We start from the raw sequence: 20,410 nt of genomic DNA, 5'->3' as shown, positions 1-20,410 counted from the left end.
GAGGACAGAACATGGCTCTCGCAATCGTCAACAATTACGCGCCGCTCGACCGTTTCGATCATGATGCGCTGAAGGGAACACCGATCATCGATGCCCGCAATGTCGGCGTCACCTTCAAGGTGGAGCATGGCACGGTGGAAGCGGTGAAGGATATTTCCTTCCAGCTCTACCGTGGCGAAACCATCGCCATCGTCGGTGAATCCGGTTCCGGCAAATCCGTCACCGCACGCACCGTGATGGGGCTGCTGTCGAAACGAGCGACCATCTCACCGAAGGCGACGGTCGGTTTCAACGGCGACAATATCCTGAAATTTTCGCCGCGTGCTCGCCGTGCCCTGCGCGGTAACCGCATCTCGATGATCTTTCAGGAGCCGATGAGTTCTCTCAACCCGCTTTATACGATCGGCAGCCAGATCGTCGAAGCCATTCGCGCGCATAACCGGGTCAACCGCAAACAGGCCGAGGCCAAGGCGCTCGATCTTCTGAAACAGGTGCAGATTCCTGAGCCGGAAGCGCGACTGAAACAATATCCGCACCAGCTTTCCGGCGGCCAGCGCCAGCGTGTCATGATCGCCATGGCGCTTTCCAACGATCCAGATGTGCTGATCGCCGACGAGCCGACCACGGCGCTCGACGTGACCGTGCAGGCGCAGATCCTCAACCTCATCCGCAATCTGCAGAAACAGCGCGGCATGGCGGTGGTGCTGATCACTCATGACTTGACGATCGTGAAGAAGTTTTCCGATTACGTTTATGTCATGCAGCACGGGGAAATGCGTGAGCACAACACGGCGGAACGCATCTTTGCCGATCCGCGCCATCCCTATACGAAAAAACTGCTGGCTTCCGAGCCGCATGGCAATGCCGGGCCGCTGCCGGCGGATGCCGGGGTGCTGCTCTCGGCGAGTGGGGTGCGGGTATCGTTCATGATGCGCCATGGCGGCGTCTTCAAGCCGGACCTGCGTGAGCTGGTGGCGGTCGACAGCCTGGGCCTGACGCTGCGCCGTCATGAAACGCTGGGGCTGGTGGGTGAATCCGGTTCCGGCAAGACCACGTTCGGCCAGTCGCTTTTGCGTCTCAACCAGCCGAGTGCTGCCGAAATCACCTTTGACGGCGAACGCATCGATGCCCATTCGCGCGCCCAGATGCGACCACTGCGGGCGAAAATGCAGATCGTGTTTCAGGACCCATTTTCCTCTCTCAACCCGCGCATGACGATCGGCCAGATCATCGATGAAGGCCTTGTCGTCAACGGGCTCGGCAGGACCAAGGCAGAACGGCTGGCACGCGTGCGCGATGCGCTCGATGCAGCGGGCATGCCGACCAACATCCTGTCGCGTTTCCCGCATGAATTTTCCGGCGGCCAGCGGCAGCGTATCGCCATTGCCCGCGCCGTGGCGCTGGAGCCGGAATTCATCCTGCTCGACGAGCCGACTTCGGCGCTCGACCTGTCCGTTCAGGCGCAGATCATCGAGCTGCTGCGAAAACTGCAGGACGAACGTGGCCTCAGCTACCTCTTCATCAGCCATGACCTGAAAGTGGTGCGGGCACTCTGCCACCGCGTCATCGTCATGCAGAACGGCCGCATCGTCGAGGAGGGGCCGGTCGAAGACGTCCTTTCCAAACCGAAAACCGAATATACGCAGCGGCTGGTGAAGGCCGCTTTCGAATTCGCTTGATTGCCGGACGAACACATTGTTGGAGGAACATATGGCAGGACATCCCAAAATCACATTCATCGGCGCCGGTTCGACGGTGTTCATGAAAAACATCATCGGCGACGTGCTGCAGCGGCCGGCGCTGGCTGAAGCGCATATCGCGCTGATGGACATCAACCCGCAGCGGCTGGAAGAAAGCGCCATCGTCGTCAACAAGCTGATTTCGACGTTGGGCGTAAAAGCGACGGCGGAGACGTTCAACGATCAGCGCAAGGCGTTGGCCAATGCCGATTTCGTTGTCGTCGCCTTCCAGATCGGCGGTTACGAACCCTGCACGGTCACCGATTTCGAACTGCCGAAAAAATACGGCCTGCGCCAGACGATTGCCGATACGCTCGGTGTCGGCGGCATCATGCGCGGGCTTCGCACCGTGCCGCATCTGTGGAAGATCTGCGAGGACATGCTCGCCGTCTGCCCGAATGCGATCATGCTGCAATATGTGAACCCGATGGCGATCAACACCTGGGCGATCGCCGAAAAATATCCGACCATCCGGCAGGTGGGGCTTTGCCACTCGGTGCAGGGCACGGCGATGGAACTCGCGCACGATCTGGATATCCCTTACGAGGAAATCCGCTATCGCTCGGCCGGTATCAACCACATGGCGTTCTATCTCGAATTCGAGCATCGCCAGAAGGACGGCAGCTATCGCGATCTCTATCCGGACCTGTTGCGCGGTTACCGCGAAGGCAAAGCGCCAAAACCCACCTGGAACCCGCGTTGCCCCAACAAGGTGCGGTACGAAATGCTGACGCGGCTCGGGTATTTCGTCACCGAAAGTTCGGAGCATTTTGCCGAATATACGCCCTATTTCATCAAGGAAGGTCGCGAGGACCTGATCGAGAAATTCGGCATCCCGCTCGATGAATATCCAAAACGCTGCATTGAGCAGATCGAGAAATGGAAGAACCAGGCGGATGCCTATCGCTCGGCCGAAAAGATCGAGGTCAAGCAGTCGAAGGAATATGCCTCCTCGATCATCAACTCGGTCTGGACCGGCGAACCCTCGGTGATCTACGGCAACCAGCGCAACAATGGCTGCATCACTTCGCTGCCCTTCAACTGCGCTGCCGAAGTGGCTTGCCTTGTCGACCACAACGGCATCCAGCCGACATTTGTCGGCGATCTGCCGCCACAGCTGACGGCGCTGATGCGCACCAACATCAACGTGCAGGAACTGACGGTTCAGGCACTGATGACGGAAAACCGCGAGCATATTTTCCACGCCGCGATGATGGACCCGCATACCGCCGCCGAACTCGATCTCGACCAGATCTGGTCGCTGACCGAAGACCTGTTGACGGCACATCGCGACTGGCTGCCGACATGGACGCAGAGCGCGCCCGTCCGGCAGGCAAAGGCGAGCTGACCCAACCGGCTCGTCTCAAACCGCCGCGGCACGTGTGTCGCGGCGGAAATCCGAGGGCGGCATGCCGGCGGTGGAGCGAAACGCCTTGTTGAAGGCGCTGACCGACCCGAAACCGCTGTCCATCGCCACCTGCAGAATGCTGTCGCCGCTATGCATCAGCTTCGCCTGCGCATGCGAAAGCCTGAGCAGCGTCAGATATTTGATCAGCGTCATGCCGGTCGATTTGCGAAACAGGTTCATTGCGTATTTGGGATGCAGTCTTGCCGCCTCGGCAATGTCGGTCGCATCGATTTCTTCGAGAAAATTGGCGGCGATGAAATCGCACATTTTTGCGACGGCGGGCGAGGGCGCGCCGGTCTCCGTGGCCGCAACCCGCACGTGATCGGATGAGATGGTTGCGTAAGGCTCCATGAACATTCGCTCGACACGCAAAAGCAGTTCCTCCACCGCATGCTGCGCCTTCATCTCTTCTCCCGAAGTGACATAACGAAACCAGCGCGGAAAATTTTCCCGATCGGCAGCGTCTGTCTGCGAGGTCAACATGGTCGCGCCGCCCATGAGCATGGCGGAGACGGCCGCCGGCAGACGCATGCGGAAAAAATGCACAAGCGGCAGATGTGCGCCCGCATAAATCGAATCCCGTGAAGACTCGTCCATCCGGTGCGGCTGTCCGCCCCAGAAAATGCCCATTTGCCCAGCCGAGAGTGTCAGTTCATGCCCGCCCATGCGGTAATGCACATGGCCGCGCATGATGTAATTGACCTCCACCTGCGCGTGCCAGTGAGGCCGCAGCATGACGCGCGGATGGCCATGGAAGAACTGCAGCGTCGTGGGCATGCCCTCGATGCTGCTGGCGCCGGGCTGATAGAACGCATTCTCGCCGATCTTACTTTTCGCCAAGTCCACATTCCCTTCTAACGAGACAGGATGCCGTCAATCGGTAATCTGCTCATGTTCGTGGAGGAACAGCAATTGAAAAAGGGAGGTTTTCAATGGGCTACAGGTTTCTTGGCGCGACGGTATCGTTTGCTCTTCTGGCAACCGGGCCGGCCGCCGCGCAATCGACGGAAATTACCATCTGGAGCTGGAACGTTGCCGCTTCGGCACTGAAATCCACCCTGGAGGGGTTCAACAAGAAATACCCCGATATCAAGGTGACAGTTCAGGATCTCGGCAACGATCAGGTTTTTGACAAGTCACTGGCTGCCTGTGCGGCCGGTGGTGATGGCCTGCCGGATATCGTCACCATCGAGAATTTTGAAGCAGAACTGTTCTGGAACCGTTTTCCGGATTGCTTCACCGACCTGACGGCGCTCGGCTACACGCCGGAAATGCAGGCGCTTTTCCCCGAATTCAAACGGACCGAACTTGAGGTCGATGGCGCGGCCTATTCGATGCCATGGGATTCCGGGCCGGTCACGGTCTTCTATCGCCGTGATTTCTACGAGAAGGCAGGCGTTGATCCGGCGACGATCACGACCTGGGACGATTTTCTTAGCGCAGGCAAGAAAGTCATGGCGGCCAACCCCGGCACGGTGATGGCGCAGGCCGATTTTAATGGCGACAGCGAATGGTTCCGCATGCTCGCCAATGAGCAGGGCTGCGGTTACTTTTCGACCGATGGTCAAGCGATCACCATCAACCAGCCGGCTTGCGTCGCCACGCTAGACAAGATCAAACAGATGAAGGATGCCGGCATCATCACCGCCGCCATCTGGGACGAAAAGATCCAGGCGAACACGGCCGGCCGCACAGCCAGCCAGGTTTTTGGCGCCTGGTATGAGGGCACGATCCGCTCCGGTTCCCCCGACCTTGCCGGCAAATGGGGTGTCTATCCGATGCCGAGCCTGACGGCGGACGGTCCTCGCGCCGCCAATCTCGGTGGCTCGTCGCTCGCCATCAGCGAGGTTTCCGAAAACAAGGAGGCCGCCTTCAAGTTCGTGGAATACGCTCTGACCACCAATGAAGGTCAGGTCTCGATGCTGAAATCCTTTGGTCTCGTGCCGTCGCTTCTGTCGGCGATAGACGATCCGTTCGTCAAGGAAAAGCAGGCCTATTGGGGTGATCAGGCGGTATGGACGGATATCCTTTCCACCCTGCCAAAAATCAAGCCGGCGCGTGGCACCGCATTCCAGGCGGATGCGGATGGTGTCTACAAGGCGGTGCAGGCGAAATATTTCGCCAACGGTTACCCGGATGCCAAGACGGCACTCGACGATGCCGCCAAGCAGATCGAAACGGCCACCGGCCTTCCCATCGCGGAATGAGCAATCGGGCCGGGCAGTCCGCTGTCCGGCCCAAAACTCCCCGCCGACGATGACTGGAGGATGCCATGCGTATGCAGAGCAGGATCGCCTATGCGTTCCTGGCCCCTTACCTTTTGATTTTCGCCACCTTCTGGTTGTGGCCGATCATCAGTTCGTTCCTGATCTCGTTCCAGAATACCCGTGTTAATCCGTGGCGGTTCGCCCCCTCGATGAACTGGGGGCGGCTGGTCGGCGATCCGGCCTTCTATAATGCGCTTTACAACACGCTGATCATTCTCGTCATTCAGGTGCCGGTGATGATCGCGCTTGCAACCGTTATGGCGGTGCTTTTGAACTCGCCGCTCCTGAAGGCGCGGCCGCTGTATCGGTTTGCCTTTTTCGCCCCGGTCGTCGTGGGCGAGGTGGCTTACGCCGCCGTCTTCCGCCTGATGTTCAGTGCCGATTTCGGCATCATCAACAAGATCATCGGCACTGTCGGTTTAGCGCCGGTCTCATGGTTCGACAACGGCACGGCGGCGATGGCGCTGCTGATCATGGCGGTCACCTGGCGCTGGGCGGGTTACAACGCCATCATCATTCTGGCGGGCCTGCAATCCATTCCCGGCGATGTCTATGAGGCGGCGACGCTCGACCGTGTCGGCAAGGTTCAGCAATTCTTTCACATCACCCTGCCGCTCCTGAAACCCATCATCCTGTTCTGCATCGTCCTGTCCGTCATCGGCACGATGCAGCTGTTTACTGAGCCTTTCCTCATCACCAATCGCGGCGGGCCGGGTGGGGCCACCGAAACGCTGGGCCTGCTGCTTTATCGCCAGGGCTTTACCTCGCTCAATTTCGGCTACGCCTCGGCAATCGCCTATACGATCGCGGCATTGGCCGTCGCCATTTCGCTGCTCAATCTGTTTTTCGGGAGGGAGGCGAAATGAGATCGAAATCCCGTTCTCTGCTGATGCGCCGAGTGGCGCTGCATGCCGCACTCACGCCACTCGCAATCGTCTGGCTGTTTCCGCTGTGGATGATGTTCGTGTTCTCGACCATGTCGGATTACGGCATTTTCAGCCCCGATATCGTGCTCGTCCCATCGACGCAGTTTATTGATAATTTCAAGAACCTGCAGGCCGATACGGACTTTTTGCGGGCGATGTTCATCTCGATTACCGTCGCGGTCATCTATACAATCCTGTCGGTGATGCTGACCTCGATGGCCGGCTGGGCCCTGGCGCGCTACCGGTTCGCCGGACGCTCCGTCGTCATCGCCATCATTCTCGGCACGATCACGCTGCCCTTCGCCGTCGTCGTCATCCCACAGTTCATCATGGTGGCGCGTGAGTTCAAGCTCGCCAATACCTGGGTGGCGCTGATCGTGCCGCCGCTGTTCAATTCGCTCGGCGTTTTGTTCATGCGGCAGGCATTTTCTATGATGCCGTCGGAACTGTTCGATGCCGCGCGGGTCGAGGGCGTCAAGGAATGGCGCATCTTTCTGCACATCGCCCTGCCGCTTGCGCGACCGACCATGGCGGCGCTGTCGATCATCCTCTTCCTCGCCTCGTGGAACAACTATCTCTGGCCGCTGCTGGTCAACTCAAAGCCGGGCATGATGACCGCGCCTGTGGCGCTCGGCACGCTGATCGGCCTCACCAAGGTTTCCTGGGGCGGCATCATGGCAGGCGCGGTGTTGCTGACGGCGCCGATCCTCTTCGTTTTCATCTTCCTTCAGCGTCATTTCATTTCCGGCATCACCGCCGGCGCAGTCAAGTAATCGGAGGCTTCATGGCCGGGCTCACCCTCAAAAATGTCACCAAGCGTTTCGGTGCCTTGCAGGTCATCCATGGCGCCGATCTCGAGATAGAAGACGGCGAGTTCGTCGTGTTCGTCGGCCCTTCCGGCTGCGGAAAATCGACCCTTCTGCGCATGATCGCCGGACTGGAGGATATTTCGGGCGGCGAGATTGCCATCGGCGGCACTGTCGTCAACGATGTCGAACCGTCGGAACGGCATATCGCCATGGTGTTCCAGTCCTATGCGCTTTATCCGCACATGACGGTGCGAAAGAACCTGTCCTTTGGCCTGACGATGAACGGCAATCCGAAGGCGGACACCGAGCGTCGCGTGGCGCACGCAGCCGATATCCTGCAGATCAACGAGTTGATGGATCGGCGTCCCGGCCAACTGTCCGGCGGCCAGCGCCAGCGTGTCGCCATCGGTCGCGCCATCGTGCGCGAACCGCAGGTGTTTCTGTTCGATGAGCCGCTCTCCAACCTCGATGCGGAACTGCGGGTGCAGATGCGCGTGGAGATTTCAAAACTGCACAAGCAGCTGGGCACGACGATGATCTACGTCACCCACGACCAGACCGAGGCGATGACGCTGGCCGACAAGATCGTTGTGCTGCGCGCCGGGCGCATCGAGCAGGTGGGCGCTCCGCTCGATCTTTATGACGATCCCGCCAACCAGTTTGTTGCCGGATTTGTCGGCTCGCCAAAAATGAATTTCTTGAAGGCGAAGATCGAGGCAGCCACATCGGATGATGTCACGGTGGCGCTGGCTGCCGATCCGGGTGTCAGGCTGATGCTGCCGATCTCCAGCCGCCCGGAAATCGGCTCATCCGTCATTATGGGCATCCGTCCCGAACATTTTGTCGATGCCGGTACCGGCGACGCCGATCTGACGGTGGATGTCGATGTCGCCGAACATCTCGGCCATACCAGCTACGTTTACGCCGCCGTTTCCGATGAACCGCTGATCGTTGAGCGACCGGAATCGCGCCATTCGGGCGCCGGTAAAACCCTCACTATCGGCCTGCCGGCCAAACGCTGCTTCCTGTTCGATGCGGATGGCCAGCGCCTTCGCTGATTTCTGCTGTTTTCAATTCCCAAGACTGACTGAAAAGGACATGCCATGAGTGCAGAGCAAAAAATCCGCTGGGGTATTATCGGTCCCGGCACCATCGCCAAAACCTTTGTCGAGGGCATCGCCGGATCGTCCACTGGCACGCTTGCGGCCATTGCCAGCCGCAATCCCGAAAAGCCGGGGCTTGGCGATGATTTTCCCGGTGCCCGTATCGTTGATGGGTACGAAGCTCTGCTTGCCGATCCCGATGTCGACGCGATCTATATCGCCACGCCGCATACGGGCCATGCCGAATGGGCGATCAAGGCCGTGCGGGCGGGCAAACATGTGCTCGTGGAAAAGCCGATCGCAGTTTCGGCCTATGATGCCGACGTGATCTTTTACGAGGCCCAAAAAGCCGGCGTGTTCGTCGGCGAAGCCTTTATGTACATCTTCCACCCGCAGACGGCACGGCTGATCGAGTTGGTGAAACAGGGCGTTGTCGGCGATGTCCGCTTGATCCGCTCCAGTTTTGGTTTCGACATGGGGAGTTTCCGGCCCGAGCACCGGCTGTTTTCCAACGATCTCGCAGGCGGCGGCATTTTGGATGTCGGCGGTTATCCGGTTTCGATGGTGCGGCTTTTGGCAGGTGCCGTCAGCGGCACATCCTATGCCGAACCGGTAAGCGTTGCCGGTGCCGCGCATCTTGGCCAGTCGGGTGTCGACGAATGGGCGTCCGCCGTCCTGAAGTTCGAAAACGGTATCGTGGCCGAAGTTTCGTGCTCGATCATGGCGAACCAGGACAATACGCTGCGCATCATCGGCTCCAAGGGGCGAATCGAGGTCAAGGATTTCTGGTTTGCTGGCGGTCGCAAAGGCGGCACCGGAAAAATCGAGATTGTCAGAGGCGATGAGCGCGAGGTGATCGAAGTCACGGAAAACCGGCATCTTTACTCTTTCGAGGTGGATGCCGTGACGGCTGCCATCCGTGCCGGTGAAAAGACGTTTGCCTATCCGGGCATGAATGCGGCCGAAACGCTGGCCAATCTGCGTGTGCTGGATCGCTGGCGTGCCTCTGTCGGTCTGGAATACGGGATCGAAAAGGCAGCGAAGCGCACGGAAAATATTGCTGGCGCAAAGGTCGTGGCCGGAAACAGCATGCCGAAACGGCAAATCCCCGGCGTCGCGAAACCGGCTTCGGTCGTCGCGCTCGGTTTCGAATTTTTCCCGAATTTCGCCTCCGCCTCGCTGACTTTGGACGCTTTTTACGAGGCGGGCGGAAACCTGTTCGACACGGCCTTCGTTTACGGCGCGGGAAAAACCGAAAGCATTTTTGGAGATTGGCACACAAGCCGCCAAGTGCCGCGTGAGGAGATCGTGCTGATCGGAAAGGGCGCCCACTCGCCACTCTGCTATCCGGACGTGATTTCAAAACAGCTCGACCACTCTCTGGAGCGGCTGAAGACGGATTATCTCGATGTCTATTTCATGCACCGCGACAATCCGGATATCCCGATCGGCGAATTTGTCGATGCCATCGATGCGGAAGTGAAACGCGGCCGTATCCGCGGCATCTATGGCGGCTCCAACTGGACGCGCGAACGTCTGGATGCGGCCATCGACTATGCGGCCAAGAACGGCAAGGCGGCACCCGCCGCCCTTTCCAACAATTTTGCACTGGCGGAAATGCTCGATCCGATCTGGCCGGGCTGCGTTACATCATCGACGGCGGAATGGAAGAAGTGGCTGAACGCGCGGCAGATCCCGAATTTCGCATGGTCCAGCCAGGGACGCGGCTTTTTTACCGACCGGGCAGGGCGCGACAAACGGGACGACGAGGAAATCGTGCGGTGCTGGTATTCCGACAGCAATTTCGAGCGTCGCGACCGGGCGATCGAACTGGCGAACAAACGCGGTGTGAGCCCGATCCATATTGCGCTTGCCTATGTCATCGCGCAGCCGTTCCCGGTCATTCCTCTGATCGGGCCGCGTACGGTCGGCGAGTTGGAGGACAGCCTTTCGGCGCTGGAGATTGCCTTGACCACAGACGAGGTTCGTTGGCTCGAGCGAGGAAGCTGAAGCCACTCGACGGCATCCTTTCCTTCCTGCCGGCGCGACGGCCTGTCCGCCGGTAGCTTTGAACGCAACAGGGCTAGAAGCTCTTGTTTCGCATGGGCAGCGAACGGCTGAGGTCACTTTTTGTGGGGCCGCGAACAACCCTGTATCGTGCCTCGATGAGATTATACACGCCGAACGCCGCCAGGCCCGCTGCGATGACGACATAGATCAGCGAACCAAAGGGCAACTGTCGCAGCCAGTTCAAGGCATCCGACATGCCGCCGGCCTGATCGGGGTCCACGCGAAAGCCCGCATAGGTGAAAAGGATGCCAGTGATCGCAAAAACCACACCTCTGGCCGCAAGTCCGTAGATGCAGATCATTGTCAGAATGCCGTGTCGGTCGGGAATGTGAACGTATTTCTCGAATTTGCGCATCAATCCCTTTGCTGCTGTCACCATTCCGCCAATGACAAAGCCGATGCCAACCGCGATAGCAAGATAGGAGCCGAAAGGCTGAGCCATGATCCATTCGGCAAGCCCGCGCTCGCCGGACCCCGCGTCGCCACCGCCGGCGTTCACCGCATGGCCGATTGCATAACTCGCCAGACCGAAATAGGTGATGGCGCTGCCGAGCATGGCAATCCGGATGACAGCGGCCTTGCCATCCGTTCCATGCCCGTCGCTGTCGGCGAGGGACTGGGCTAAACGCCATGCGACGAAACCGAACAGCCCAAGCCCAATCAAGCCGACCCAGACACGCCCGAATGGTTGTTCCAGCAGCGTTGACAGAGCCGACTTGCTTTCCGGCTCCGCACCAGCAAAGCCGGAGAACAGAGCCAGGCCGGCAATCAACAGAAACACGGTGCCACGGGCGGCGTAACCGGCTTTCGCCAGCCATTCGAAACGAGGTTTTCTGGGCACATTGGGCTCCGCTGATCAAAGAGTGTTTTGCAATAACGCACCAACGCTCGTTAGGTTGTCACACCAGCAGCCTTTCTCAGGTCATGACGTATCTTACACGGCACGTATTTTCGGCGGCCATCTGAGTCCGCGTTTACCGATTGTCCTTCCAGACTCCAGTTAGCCATCACGCGCTCATTTTGGCATTCGGCCAAACCGGCCAATTGCCATCTCATCGCGGATCGCGCGGTCACAAATGCTGACGTGGGTTTCGCCAGGCGGATCAACATTCGGCGCCCCGCCGAGGGAGGGGAGTGCCGGACGCGCTTGCGTTTTCTTCCCAGCCTCGTGACGGTCGTTTCTGCGTTTGCTTTTCTACGGTAAGCGTCTGGGTCGATGTAACTTTTTTACATCTCGGGCGTTTGCCTGCGCAGCGATAATCGAGGTTGGCAATGGAAAGACTGGTTCAAGCGATGATGGAAACGCTCGGAGCTTTTGGCATCGGGCTTTTGATGTTCTTGGAAAACATCTTTCCTCCAATTCCTTCCGAACTCATCATGCCGCTTGCCGGCTATCTGGCAACCCGTGGTGATATGAACATCTTTGTCGTCATTGCCTCAGGCACCATGGGTTCCATGCTCGGAATTCTCCCCTGGTATTTTCTTGGGCGCCGTCTTGGCCATAAAGGGGTGCGAAAATTCGCATCGCGCCACGGCCGCTGGCTGACCATGACAGCGTCCGATGTGGATGCTGCTGCCGACCGTTTTAAACGACATGGTGCAATCTCGGTCCTTTTCGGGCGGCTGATCCCGACGGTGAGAACATTGATTTCCGTACCGGCCGGGGTTGCGAACATGCCGGTCGGGAGATTTCTCGCATTATCGTTCGTCGGAACACTTATCTGGACGTCTGCACTCGCTATTTCCGGTTACGTTTTGGGTCAAGCCTATAGTGTGGTTGCCGATTACGTCGATCCGGTTTCGACGGGCGTGTTGGTCTTGTTGGTTGGTATCTATGTTTACCGCGTGATGACCTACAAGGACGAACCCGAGGAAGGTTGAACGGTTTCGCAGGATTAAAAAAGCCCGGCAATTTGCCGGGCTTCCATGAAGGCGGGTCGTATCAGTGCCGATGTTCAGGCATCTGCTTCAACTGGTCCTTGGTCCAGCTTGTCACCGCATGAACATCGCCATCCTCATCGCGCATGAATTCGAGATCGGTGAGCGGGACAGCAACCGGCTTTGCGCCGATCCCTAGAAAGCCGCCGACGTCAATAATCGCGGCACTGCCGGCGCCGACACCATGAATATGGTCGACTTTGCCGACCTTGTGGTCGTCTGCGCCATAGATGGTTGCGCCTTCGAGTGTACCGGGGACGAGTTCTGCGGTGCTGAGACGAACGTGATTTGTATGATCCATTGGGTAGTCCTCCTTTTCGTTTGTTGTGAAAGGCGAACCGTCCATGCGCGCTTTTGTTCCTGCGCGAATGCGTCTCGCAGCAGCGTTTTTGCGAACTATCCGGCAGGAACTCCGGTCCTTTCCGCGAGTTACACATCGACTTAATGGAAAGGACTTTTAATGTCAGACCGCTTGCAGATGCAGGATCCGAGAACACAATATCCATCTCCCCCTTTCGAGGTTCAGCCACAGGCAATGCCCGGAATTGTCAGGGAGATGTCGCCGAAACCCGATCACGGCGAGCATTCTTATAAAGGAAGTGGACGGTTGACGGGGCGCAAGGCGCTGATAACGGGGGCGGACTCCGGTATTGGTCGTGCTGCGGCGATCGCGTTTGCGCGGGAAGGGGCTGATGTTGCCATCGCCTATCTTCCCGAAGAGGAGGAGGATGCCCGTGAGGTCATCAATCTGATCGCCGCTGAAGGGCGCAAGGGCATTGCTTTGCCAGGAGATGTCAAACAGGAAACCTGGTGCCGTGAATTGGTATCGTTGGCGGTCGAGAAATTAGGTGGTCTGGATATTCTCGTCATCAACGCGGCCCGCCAGCAGTATCGCGACGACATTTCGCAATTGTCGACCGACGATTTCGACGCGACCATGAAGACCAATCTTTACGCCTTGCACTGGATTGCGCAGGCAGCCGTGCCGCATCTGCCGCCGGGCGCTTCGGTCATCACCACCGCTTCCATTCAGGCCTACCAGCCATCCCCGATCCTCCTCGATTACGCCACGACCAAAGCCGGCATTGTCGCCTATACCAAGGCGTTGGCAAAACAGCTCATAGAGAAGGGCGTTCGTGCCAATGTGGTGGCGCCGGGTCCTTTCTGGACGGTGCTGCAGCCGAGCGGCGGTCAACCGGACGAAAAAGTTGAAAACTTCGGGAAGGACAGCGATTTTGGCAGGCCTGGCCAACCAGTCGAGCTCGCACCCCTCTACGTCCTGCTGGCGTCCCAGGAAGGAAGCTATCTGAACGGCGAGGTTTTTGGCGCGACTGGCGGCAAAGGGGTCGATTGACCGTAAAAGGCGCATTTCGATCTGCGTTGGCCGGTCACTTTTTCCTGCCTGAGCGTCCGCGGATGCGTCTTTTAATCGGGCGCATCAACGACGGGTGCAAAGGTGGTGGCATTAAAGACCTCCAACCGTGCCTCACCCGCCGGAAAGGCCAGAATGGTCAAACTCGCCGGCCCGACCGGAATGATCCGTGCCGGTGCCAACCCCAAAGCGCCATCAAGCGCTGCGCGAATGACGCCACCATGGCATACCATCAGTACCGTCTCGGCTTCGGCGGTGATCGCCCGGTCCAGCGCCTGGCGGATACGGGCGCGAAAATCGGCCCAGATCTCACCATTCTCCGGCGCAAACGTGCCGGCCCGCCAGCCGGCATAGGCGCTCGGTGCATCCGTCATCAACTGGGCGATCTCCATGCCGGTCCATGCCCCGACATTTTGTTCGCGCAACAGCGGTTCGCGCACCGCGTCCTCATAGCCAAGCAGGCTTGCGGTGTTGGCCGCTCGCTTGAGGTCGGAGGTCAGCACAAGCCCGGGCTTGAAACTCGCCACCATTGGCGCGAGCGCGCGCGCCTGCTCCTTGCCGTGTTCGGAAAGCTCGATATCGGCCTGTCCCTGCAGGCGGCGGATGGCGTTCCATTCGCTTTCGCCATGGCGAACCAGAAGGATGCGTTTCATGAAATGCGTGTTCCCTGTCTATCAAAAATTGCCGCCGGGGCGGATGGAAGGCGGAAGCGCAGTTTGCCTGAGGGACGAGCCACCTGATCGGAGACTGCGGTGATGCGAATGCCATGGGCGATACCGGTCACCAGAAAACGGCCGGCCATCGGCACGACTTCGGCGAGAACTGCGTCGAACGTCCGCGGGCCATCCTCGTCGGCGAGCGTGATCTGTTCGGCGCGCACCATGGCGTGACCGGAATGATCGCGCAGCAGTGGATCGGGCATGGTGCCAAACCACATGCCGTTTTCGATCGGGATGAGGTTGGCGGCCGGCGTGCCGACAAAACCGGCGACAAAGGCAGAGGCCGGTTCGGCCAGCAACCGGTCCGGCGCGTCGAACTGCTCGATGCGGCCATTGTTCATCACCGCCACATGGGTCGCCATGGTCATGGCCTCCACCTGATCGTGGGTGACGTAAACGGCGGTCGCGCCCGTCGCGGCGTGAACCTTCAGCAGTTCGAAACGCATTTCCACGCGCAAAGTGGCGTCGAGGTTCGATAGTGGTTCATCGAACAGCATGACTTTCGGCCGTGGGGCAATCATGCGAGCCAGCGCCACGCGCTGCTGCTGGCCACCGGAAATCTCGCCGGGATAACGGTTGGCAAGCTTTTCGATGCCGAGCATTTCCATGGCTTCCAGCACGCGCGCGCGTCTTTCGTCGGCCGGAAGTTTGGCGACCTTCAGCGGCCATTCGATATTGCCGGCCACTGTCATGTGCGGCCACAGCGCATAGGATTGGAAAACGAGGCCGGCGTTACGGTCGGCAGGCGGCAGCGAAAGGTCCGCCTCACCATCGGCCACCAGCGTGTCGCCGAACTGCATTTTGCCTGATGTCGGCTGGTCGAGACCGGCCAGCATGCGCAGCATCGTGCTCTTGCCGCAGCCGGACGGGCCGAGCAGCACGAGGAACGAACCTTCCGGCACGGAAAAGCTGACATCGGAAACGGCATTGGATGTGCCGAAGGATTTTGTGATCTTGTCGAGGGAAATCACGGTGCGACCTTACGTAAAGGACTGGCGACGACGGCCGCGTAAAAGCGTGGCGGCGCCGGTGGCCAACATGGAAATGATCAGGATGACGAGCGTCACCGCATTGGCGAACTGGTGAAAACCGTCCGATGCGTAGGAATAGGACAGTACGGCCAGAAGCGGTGAGGTGGGCGTGTAGAGAAGGATGGTGATCGCCAGATCGCCGATGACATTGACGAAGGTGATCAGCAGGCCGGCGGCGAGGCCACGTGCCGCCAGCGGCAGGGTGATGGCGCCGAGCCTGCGGAAGAAACCGGCCCCGGTCATCTTCGCCGCCTCGTCGATATCGCCTGAAATCTGCGAGACGGTGGCGCGGCCGGTCTGCACCGCAAACGGCAGCATGGCTGCGGTCAGTGCCAGTGCCAGCAGCAGTTTGGTGCCGTAAAGCGCCGGCAGGGGGCCGATCGGCGCGCCGTAAAGGGCGATATAGGCCGCAGCGAAGGCGATGCCGGGCAGCAGCATCGGCAGGAAGCTGAGCTGCGAAACGAGATTGCTCAGCACCGGCACTCTTTGTCGCGTAAGAGCAACGGCAATCAGGATGCCGATAATGTTGGCGGCCAGTGCCACGGATGCGCCCAAAATCAGCGTCGTCGTCAGCGCCGAGAGAAGCTGAGGGTTATGAAAGATGCCGGGCTGGCCACGGGCAAAGGCCGGGTCGGCATTGCCGATCCAATAATGCAGCGTCCAGTCGGAAAACAGAGCGAGCGAGGAGGGGGCAAGACTTGCCGCGACCAGAAGCAGGATCGGCAGGATGGTGGTGAGGAGGCAGATCACCCATGCGGCTAATGTCGCCGGCAGGCGCGCGCCGCCAAGCGCAAACCGGCGCGGTTTTGCACCCTTGCCGCCGATCGTCGCAAAGCTGCGGCGGCCGGAGAGCATGCGGTTGCCGAGCCCAAGGAAAATTGCCGAAATGCCGATCAGCAGGATCGCGAGCACATAACCACGCTCCGTCTGGCCGATCTCTATCATGCCGAACAACCGGGTGGAGAGCGTCTGCATGCGTACCGGCAGACCAAGCAGGGCAGGGGCTGCAAAGTTGGATACGGCACCGGCAAAGGCGAGCGAGCCACCGGCAATGATGGCGGGTGTGACGACGGGCAGCACGATGCCGAACAGGATGCGTTTGCGTGAGGCACCGGTCATCTGCGCGGCTTCGACAAGATCACCGTTGACGGTGGCGAGCGCTGCGGCAATCACGGTGAAGGCCAGTGCATAATAGTGGGCGATCAGCACGATAATGGTCGGCGTCATGCCCCAGGACAGCCAGTCGGGTACGGCAAAACCGAGGCCTTCGAGCAGGCCGCCGCCACCGCCGACGCGGCCGTTGCGGAACACCGTGCCCCAGGCCAGTGCGGTGGCAAAGCTCGGGATCATGAAGGGCAGGGTGGCCATGAAGGCGATGGCCGGTCGGCCGGGAATATCGGTCATGACAACCAGCCACGCCAGAAACCCGCCCAGCAGCACACAGCCGGCGGCGACGCCAAGCCCGATGATCATGGTGTTGATCGTCGGCCGCCAGAAGAGGTTCTGCGAAAGGCGGCTGGCCAGCACATCGCCCCATGCCGCTGAGGATGGATAGACAGTCTGGACAAGGATCGTCGCAAGCGGCGCCGCAACCAGCACGACGAGTGCCAGCGCCATGGCGAGCGTCAGGCCGCGTTTGTTGAGTGCTGAACCGATCGGCCCGAGCAGGGTGGTCATGTGGTACTCCGGAAATGTTCGGGCGGTGCCTGGGGGTGGCCCCTCACCCTAACCCTCTCCCCGCAGGCGGGGCGAGGGGACGTGGCTAACGCATGGTCAGTTTTTTGAGGCAAGACAGTGAGGTATATCCCTTCTCCCCGTCTTGACGGGGAGAAGGTGGCGGCAGGCGAATGAGGGGCAATGCCGACATTCGCCAACTGACAATGTTTTACTGCAGAGCGAGAATGAAATCCGCCACTTCGGCGCGGATCTTTGCGGTCTCTTCCGGTGCCATCTGCCAGCCCTTGAAGTCGGCAAGCGGGATCGCATCCTTGTGCGGCTTGATGTCGGAACGGGTGGCCCAGTCGCCGGCCACGTAGAAGGGCTTGAAGCCGTCACCGCCGTTTTCCGTCTCATCGCCCATCATGAAATCGACGGCGAGGCGGGCAGCGGCGGGGCTCGCCGGCTTGGGGTTCAGCGCCAGCAGCGCCGGGAATACGATGCCGTTGGAAGGGGCCACGTCGTTTGCCACCTGCAGCGCCCAGCCTTCATCTTCGTTGTCGCGGCGGTCGGAATAGCTGGTGAAGCCGATCGGCGGCTTTTCCTGGCCTTTGGCGCCGATCGCCTTGTTCACATCGTCGGTCGAGCCGACCAGAACGAGGTCATTGGCGAACAGGTCGGTGATGAACTGCTGACCGGCATTGTCGTTGCCGTCGGTCAGTTCGATCTTCTTGCCGAAGGCGGCTTCGTAGGCCGTCGCCATCTCGTCGGATTTCAGCACGATCTCGGTCATCAGGTCGAGATAATCGCCGCGCTGCAGCGGATCGACCATGATGACGCGGCCTTTCCATTCCGGCTTGGTCAGATCCCAGAGGTTCTTCACCGGCGAGCCGTCTGGATGGGCTTCCTCGTTATACATCAGAACCTTGGTGGACAGGCGCTGGGCCAGAAGCGGCGACTTGAACTGGTCTGCAAGATCACCGGCAACACGCGGCGGCACGTAAGGTGCGACCAGCTTGTTGGCAAAAAGTTCGGTCAACACCACCGGAGCATCGGAAATGTAGATCACGTCGGCACCCGGAAGACCGGCCTGCGCCTCGCTCTTGATGCGTGCGATCTGTTCGGTCGACGACATGTCGAAGGTCACCATGTCGATGCCCGGATAGGCGGCTTCAAAAGCCTTTTCGACGCGGCCGATACGGCTGGTGAAGGCATAAACCGTTACCTTGCCTTCCTGTTTTGCCTGCGGCAGCAGGTCGGCGGCAGACTTGGTGTCAAGGTCTTGCGCAAAGGCGGCGGTGGTCATCAGAAATGCAGCGGTAGCAGTCAGGATGCGGCGCATGGGAGTGGCTCCGTTGATGGGTTCGGAGTGCCGTGTAAGGTATTCTTGCTACAGTTTTGTGACGTGCAAGTTTTCTTGCAGGTCAGCGTTCGAATTTTGCAATCAGGTCGCCCAGCCGGTCGAGCGTGGCGAGCGCATCCGGGCCTCTTCGCTCCGCCAACGCCAGAATGATGGCGTTGCAGATCGCCATCGGCACGGTCAGGGTCTGAAAGCTGTCCGGCATGCCGGCGCGAGGCGCAGACAGCAGTACGTCGGGGCTTGGGCTGAGCGACGGGCCGATCGTACCGGAAATCACCACGGTCTTTGCTGTCGCCTCGGCCGCCACCTGCATCAGTCGTTCATAATCCGGAGGCTGGCGGCGGAAGGCGAAGAGGAGAAGCGCGTCGTCGGCTGAGAGCGTCAGCATCTGTTCGGCCAGATCGCGCGGACTGCCGGAAAGCGGATGGCTGTCGATGCCGAGCCGCCGCAGCCGCCGTTCCATCAGCACGGACAGGACTTCTGCATTGCCGTGGCCGTAAATGAACACGCGGCGGCGATCCAGTTTCTCCGCTGCGTCGAGAATGCGCGCATCGCTGATGTGGTCTGTCATGGCTGTCAGCGCGGCCAACTCGCTGGCCACCAGCAAAGGCAGAAAACCTTGTGCTCTTGCATCGTTGAGCGTTGCGGAAATGCGTTCGGCCGGATCGGCAACCTTTAAAAATTCGCGTCGTAATTCGTCGCGAAATTCTCCGTAAGAGGCAAAACCAAGCTTGCGGGCAAGGCGGGACGTTGTTGCCTCATGCACGCCCAGGCGGGCGGCAAACTCGCTCGACGTGCCTATCGCCACTTCACGGGGTGCCCGCATCAGTTCGGAAATCAGCTTCTGCTCGGTAGAGGTCAGGCTGCCGGCCACAGCCTGGACGCGCTCCACGAGTAGTTTTCGTTTCTTGTCTTCGACAATCTTCTTGTGTGGCATTTGTGATCCGTCCAAATCGTCATGATCTGCCTAATCGAACTTGCGGAAAATTGCGACAGCACGATCCTGCTGGTTTGCCGATACAGCCGCATGGCGCTGAACTTGTCTTGGAACGACGGCCGTCAAGGGGCAGATGGCGCCGCAGCAGGCGCTGGCACAGATGCTCGCCGGCACGGGCATCCACATCGTTTCACCAGCAATCCTGCGGCGGTCATCGTTCACCCGTTGGCGGTACACACTGTCGGCGGTGTCGTGTCTGCTGCCGATCTCACCACCGACCAGAGAACCGGGCAATCCTATTATCTGGTACGAATGTCGCTGTCTTAGCCGGAACTCGACAAGCTGCATGGGCTGGCGCTCGTTCCAGGCGTGCCGGCCGAGGCCATGATCCAGATCGGTGAACGCACGGCGCTTTCCTACCTCGTCAAATCCTTGTCGGATCAGCTCGCACGGGCGTTCCGCGAGGAGTGATAAGCGGTATGGTGCCCGTTGGAACAATTAGGAGGCCAAGCGCAGACGCTCACACATTCAACGACATCGGCTTCATCCCACCCTTGGGAAGACCGAAAAGCCCTCTGACCCAGTTGAGGAATGCACCATACGGTCGTCCAAGCACCAGCATCATGACCGCGGCACCAAGAATACCGCTCAGTAAACCGCTTCCTTCTGCGCCGCTGATGGCGATAATCGCTGCGTAGATCGGCACCTGGAACGTGATGAGAGCGACGCTATCCCAAAACAAACGGGACAGATGCGTGTCGGTGGCGCGCTGCATCAGCCAGTCACGCCAGATGCCGTAAGGGCGCGCAACCGGCACCATGAGAACCGCACCAAGAAGGCGCGCATTGAAGACTTGCTCCCAACTCATCCCGGCGATGATGCGCTCATTGATGATACCCGTTGTCGTGAAAAACAGCAGCAGCGCCAGTGTGTCGGCGATGAAAGATCGTCTGCGGAGGGCGGCGTTTTCTGCTTGGTTGGCCATGGTGTTCTCCAATTGTTGCCGCTCCAACGAGGCGCATCGATAAAAGCCCGGCGCATACTGACGAGACGGACCGGTTTGCTTTGGAACCGT

General features: G+C 59.6%; 18 protein-coding genes and 1 pseudogene. 10 read left to right on the top strand and 9 right to left on the bottom strand.

Annotated features, from left to right (window positions below):
* Positions 1-11: 11 nt before the first annotated feature.
* A complete protein-coding gene (locus ACRQ1B_RS19655) occupies positions 12-1,679 on the top strand; it encodes an ABC transporter ATP-binding protein (protein WP_432295681.1) in 1,668 nt (555 codons plus the stop codon).
* 31 nt (positions 1,680-1,710) lie between these two features.
* The gene (locus tag ACRQ1B_RS19650) at positions 1,711-3,087 is read left to right on the top strand and encodes an alpha-glucosidase/alpha-galactosidase (RefSeq protein WP_432295680.1); all 1,377 of its coding nucleotides are present in this window, start codon (positions 1,711-1,713) and stop codon (positions 3,085-3,087) included.
* A gap of 15 nt (positions 3,088-3,102) precedes the next feature.
* On the opposite strand, the gene ACRQ1B_RS19645 is transcribed toward ACRQ1B_RS19650, so the two are convergent.
* Positions 3,103-3,993 carry a helix-turn-helix domain-containing protein gene (locus ACRQ1B_RS19645; protein ID WP_432295679.1) on the bottom strand — a complete coding sequence of 297 codons (891 nt, stop codon included), beginning with the start codon at positions 3,991-3,993 and terminating at the stop codon, positions 3,103-3,105.
* Positions 3,994-4,079: 86 nt separating this feature from the next.
* Here ACRQ1B_RS19645 and ACRQ1B_RS19640 point away from each other — a divergent pair, with 86 nt between their 5' ends.
* From ACRQ1B_RS19640 to ACRQ1B_RS19620, 5 genes are all read left to right on the top strand, one after another.
* A complete protein-coding gene (locus tag ACRQ1B_RS19640) occupies positions 4,080-5,354 on the top strand; it encodes an extracellular solute-binding protein (protein WP_432295678.1) in 1,275 nt (424 codons plus the stop codon).
* 65 nt (positions 5,355-5,419) lie between these two features.
* On the top strand, positions 5,420-6,280 hold the full coding sequence (locus ACRQ1B_RS19635; protein WP_432295677.1) for a carbohydrate ABC transporter permease: 861 nt from the start codon (positions 5,420-5,422) through the stop codon (positions 6,278-6,280).
* Complete coding sequence (locus ACRQ1B_RS19630) at positions 6,277-7,113, top strand: carbohydrate ABC transporter permease (RefSeq protein WP_432295676.1); 837 nt, start codon at positions 6,277-6,279, stop codon at positions 7,111-7,113. The genes ACRQ1B_RS19635 and ACRQ1B_RS19630 overlap by 4 nt, the downstream gene beginning before the upstream one ends.
* Before the next feature lie 11 nt (positions 7,114-7,124).
* On the top strand, positions 7,125-8,207 hold the full coding sequence (locus ACRQ1B_RS19625) for an ABC transporter ATP-binding protein (protein WP_432295675.1): 1,083 nt from the start codon (positions 7,125-7,127) through the stop codon (positions 8,205-8,207).
* A gap of 45 nt (positions 8,208-8,252) precedes the next feature.
* Positions 8,253-10,262 carry an aldo/keto reductase gene (locus tag ACRQ1B_RS19620; protein WP_432295674.1) on the top strand — a complete coding sequence of 670 codons (2,010 nt, stop codon included), beginning with the start codon at positions 8,253-8,255 and terminating at the stop codon, positions 10,260-10,262.
* A 73-nt stretch (positions 10,263-10,335) separates the two neighbouring features.
* Here the strand turns inward: ACRQ1B_RS19620 and ACRQ1B_RS19615 are convergent, their stop codons facing one another.
* Positions 10,336-11,163 carry a DUF1206 domain-containing protein gene (locus tag ACRQ1B_RS19615; RefSeq protein WP_432295673.1) on the bottom strand — a complete coding sequence of 276 codons (828 nt, stop codon included), beginning with the start codon at positions 11,161-11,163 and terminating at the stop codon, positions 10,336-10,338.
* 431 nt (positions 11,164-11,594) lie between these two features.
* Between ACRQ1B_RS19615 and ACRQ1B_RS19610 the strand changes: the two genes are divergently transcribed.
* The gene (locus ACRQ1B_RS19610) at positions 11,595-12,203 is read left to right on the top strand and encodes a DedA family protein (protein WP_432295672.1); all 609 of its coding nucleotides are present in this window, start codon (positions 11,595-11,597) and stop codon (positions 12,201-12,203) included.
* Positions 12,204-12,264: 61 nt separating this feature from the next.
* On the opposite strand, the gene ACRQ1B_RS19605 is transcribed toward ACRQ1B_RS19610, so the two are convergent.
* A complete protein-coding gene (locus tag ACRQ1B_RS19605) occupies positions 12,265-12,561 on the bottom strand; it encodes a PRC-barrel domain-containing protein (RefSeq protein WP_432295671.1) in 297 nt (98 codons plus the stop codon).
* A gap of 159 nt (positions 12,562-12,720) precedes the next feature.
* Here ACRQ1B_RS19605 and ACRQ1B_RS19600 point away from each other — a divergent pair, with 159 nt between their 5' ends.
* Complete coding sequence (locus ACRQ1B_RS19600) at positions 12,721-13,614, top strand: SDR family oxidoreductase (protein WP_432295670.1); 894 nt, start codon at positions 12,721-12,723, stop codon at positions 13,612-13,614.
* A gap of 71 nt (positions 13,615-13,685) precedes the next feature.
* Here ACRQ1B_RS19600 and ACRQ1B_RS19595 read toward each other — a convergent pair whose 3' ends face one another.
* The 5 genes from ACRQ1B_RS19595 to ACRQ1B_RS19575 form a co-directional block, all read right to left on the bottom strand.
* Positions 13,686-14,285: a histidine phosphatase family protein gene (locus tag ACRQ1B_RS19595; RefSeq protein WP_432295669.1), complete on the bottom strand. Its 600-nt coding sequence runs from the start codon at positions 14,283-14,285 to the stop codon at positions 13,686-13,688.
* On the bottom strand, positions 14,282-15,322 hold the full coding sequence (locus tag ACRQ1B_RS19590) for an ABC transporter ATP-binding protein (RefSeq protein ID WP_432295667.1): 1,041 nt from the start codon (positions 15,320-15,322) through the stop codon (positions 14,282-14,284). Before ACRQ1B_RS19590 ends, ACRQ1B_RS19595 begins: the two co-directional genes overlap by 4 nt.
* A 9-nt stretch (positions 15,323-15,331) precedes the next feature.
* Positions 15,332-17,059: an ABC transporter permease gene (locus tag ACRQ1B_RS19585; RefSeq protein ID WP_432295666.1), complete on the bottom strand. Its 1,728-nt coding sequence runs from the start codon at positions 17,057-17,059 to the stop codon at positions 15,332-15,334.
* A gap of 208 nt (positions 17,060-17,267) precedes the next feature.
* On the bottom strand, positions 17,268-18,380 hold the full coding sequence (locus ACRQ1B_RS19580) for an ABC transporter substrate-binding protein (protein WP_432295665.1): 1,113 nt from the start codon (positions 18,378-18,380) through the stop codon (positions 17,268-17,270).
* An 82-nt stretch (positions 18,381-18,462) separates the two neighbouring features.
* Entirely contained in the window at positions 18,463-19,335 is an 873-nt protein-coding gene (locus tag ACRQ1B_RS19575; RefSeq protein ID WP_432295664.1) for a MurR/RpiR family transcriptional regulator, read from the bottom strand.
* A gap of 240 nt (positions 19,336-19,575) precedes the next feature.
* Between ACRQ1B_RS19575 and ACRQ1B_RS19570 the strand changes: the two are divergent.
* Positions 19,576-19,806: pseudogene (locus ACRQ1B_RS19570) on the top strand (beta-barrel domain-containing protein); the annotation flags it as partial.
* Positions 19,807-19,855: 49 nt separating this feature from the next.
* Here ACRQ1B_RS19570 and alaE read toward each other — a convergent pair.
* Entirely contained in the window at positions 19,856-20,320 is a 465-nt protein-coding gene (gene alaE / locus ACRQ1B_RS19565; RefSeq protein WP_432295663.1) for an L-alanine exporter AlaE, read from the bottom strand.
* Positions 20,321-20,410 lie beyond the last annotated feature (90 nt).

This window comes from Endobacterium panacihumi, assembly GCF_050847465.1.
GTDB lineage: Bacteria > Pseudomonadota > Alphaproteobacteria > Rhizobiales > Rhizobiaceae > Neorhizobium > Neorhizobium panacihumi.
The sequence above is the reverse complement of the archived record's forward strand: the minus strand, read 5'-3'. Positions and strand labels throughout refer to the sequence as shown.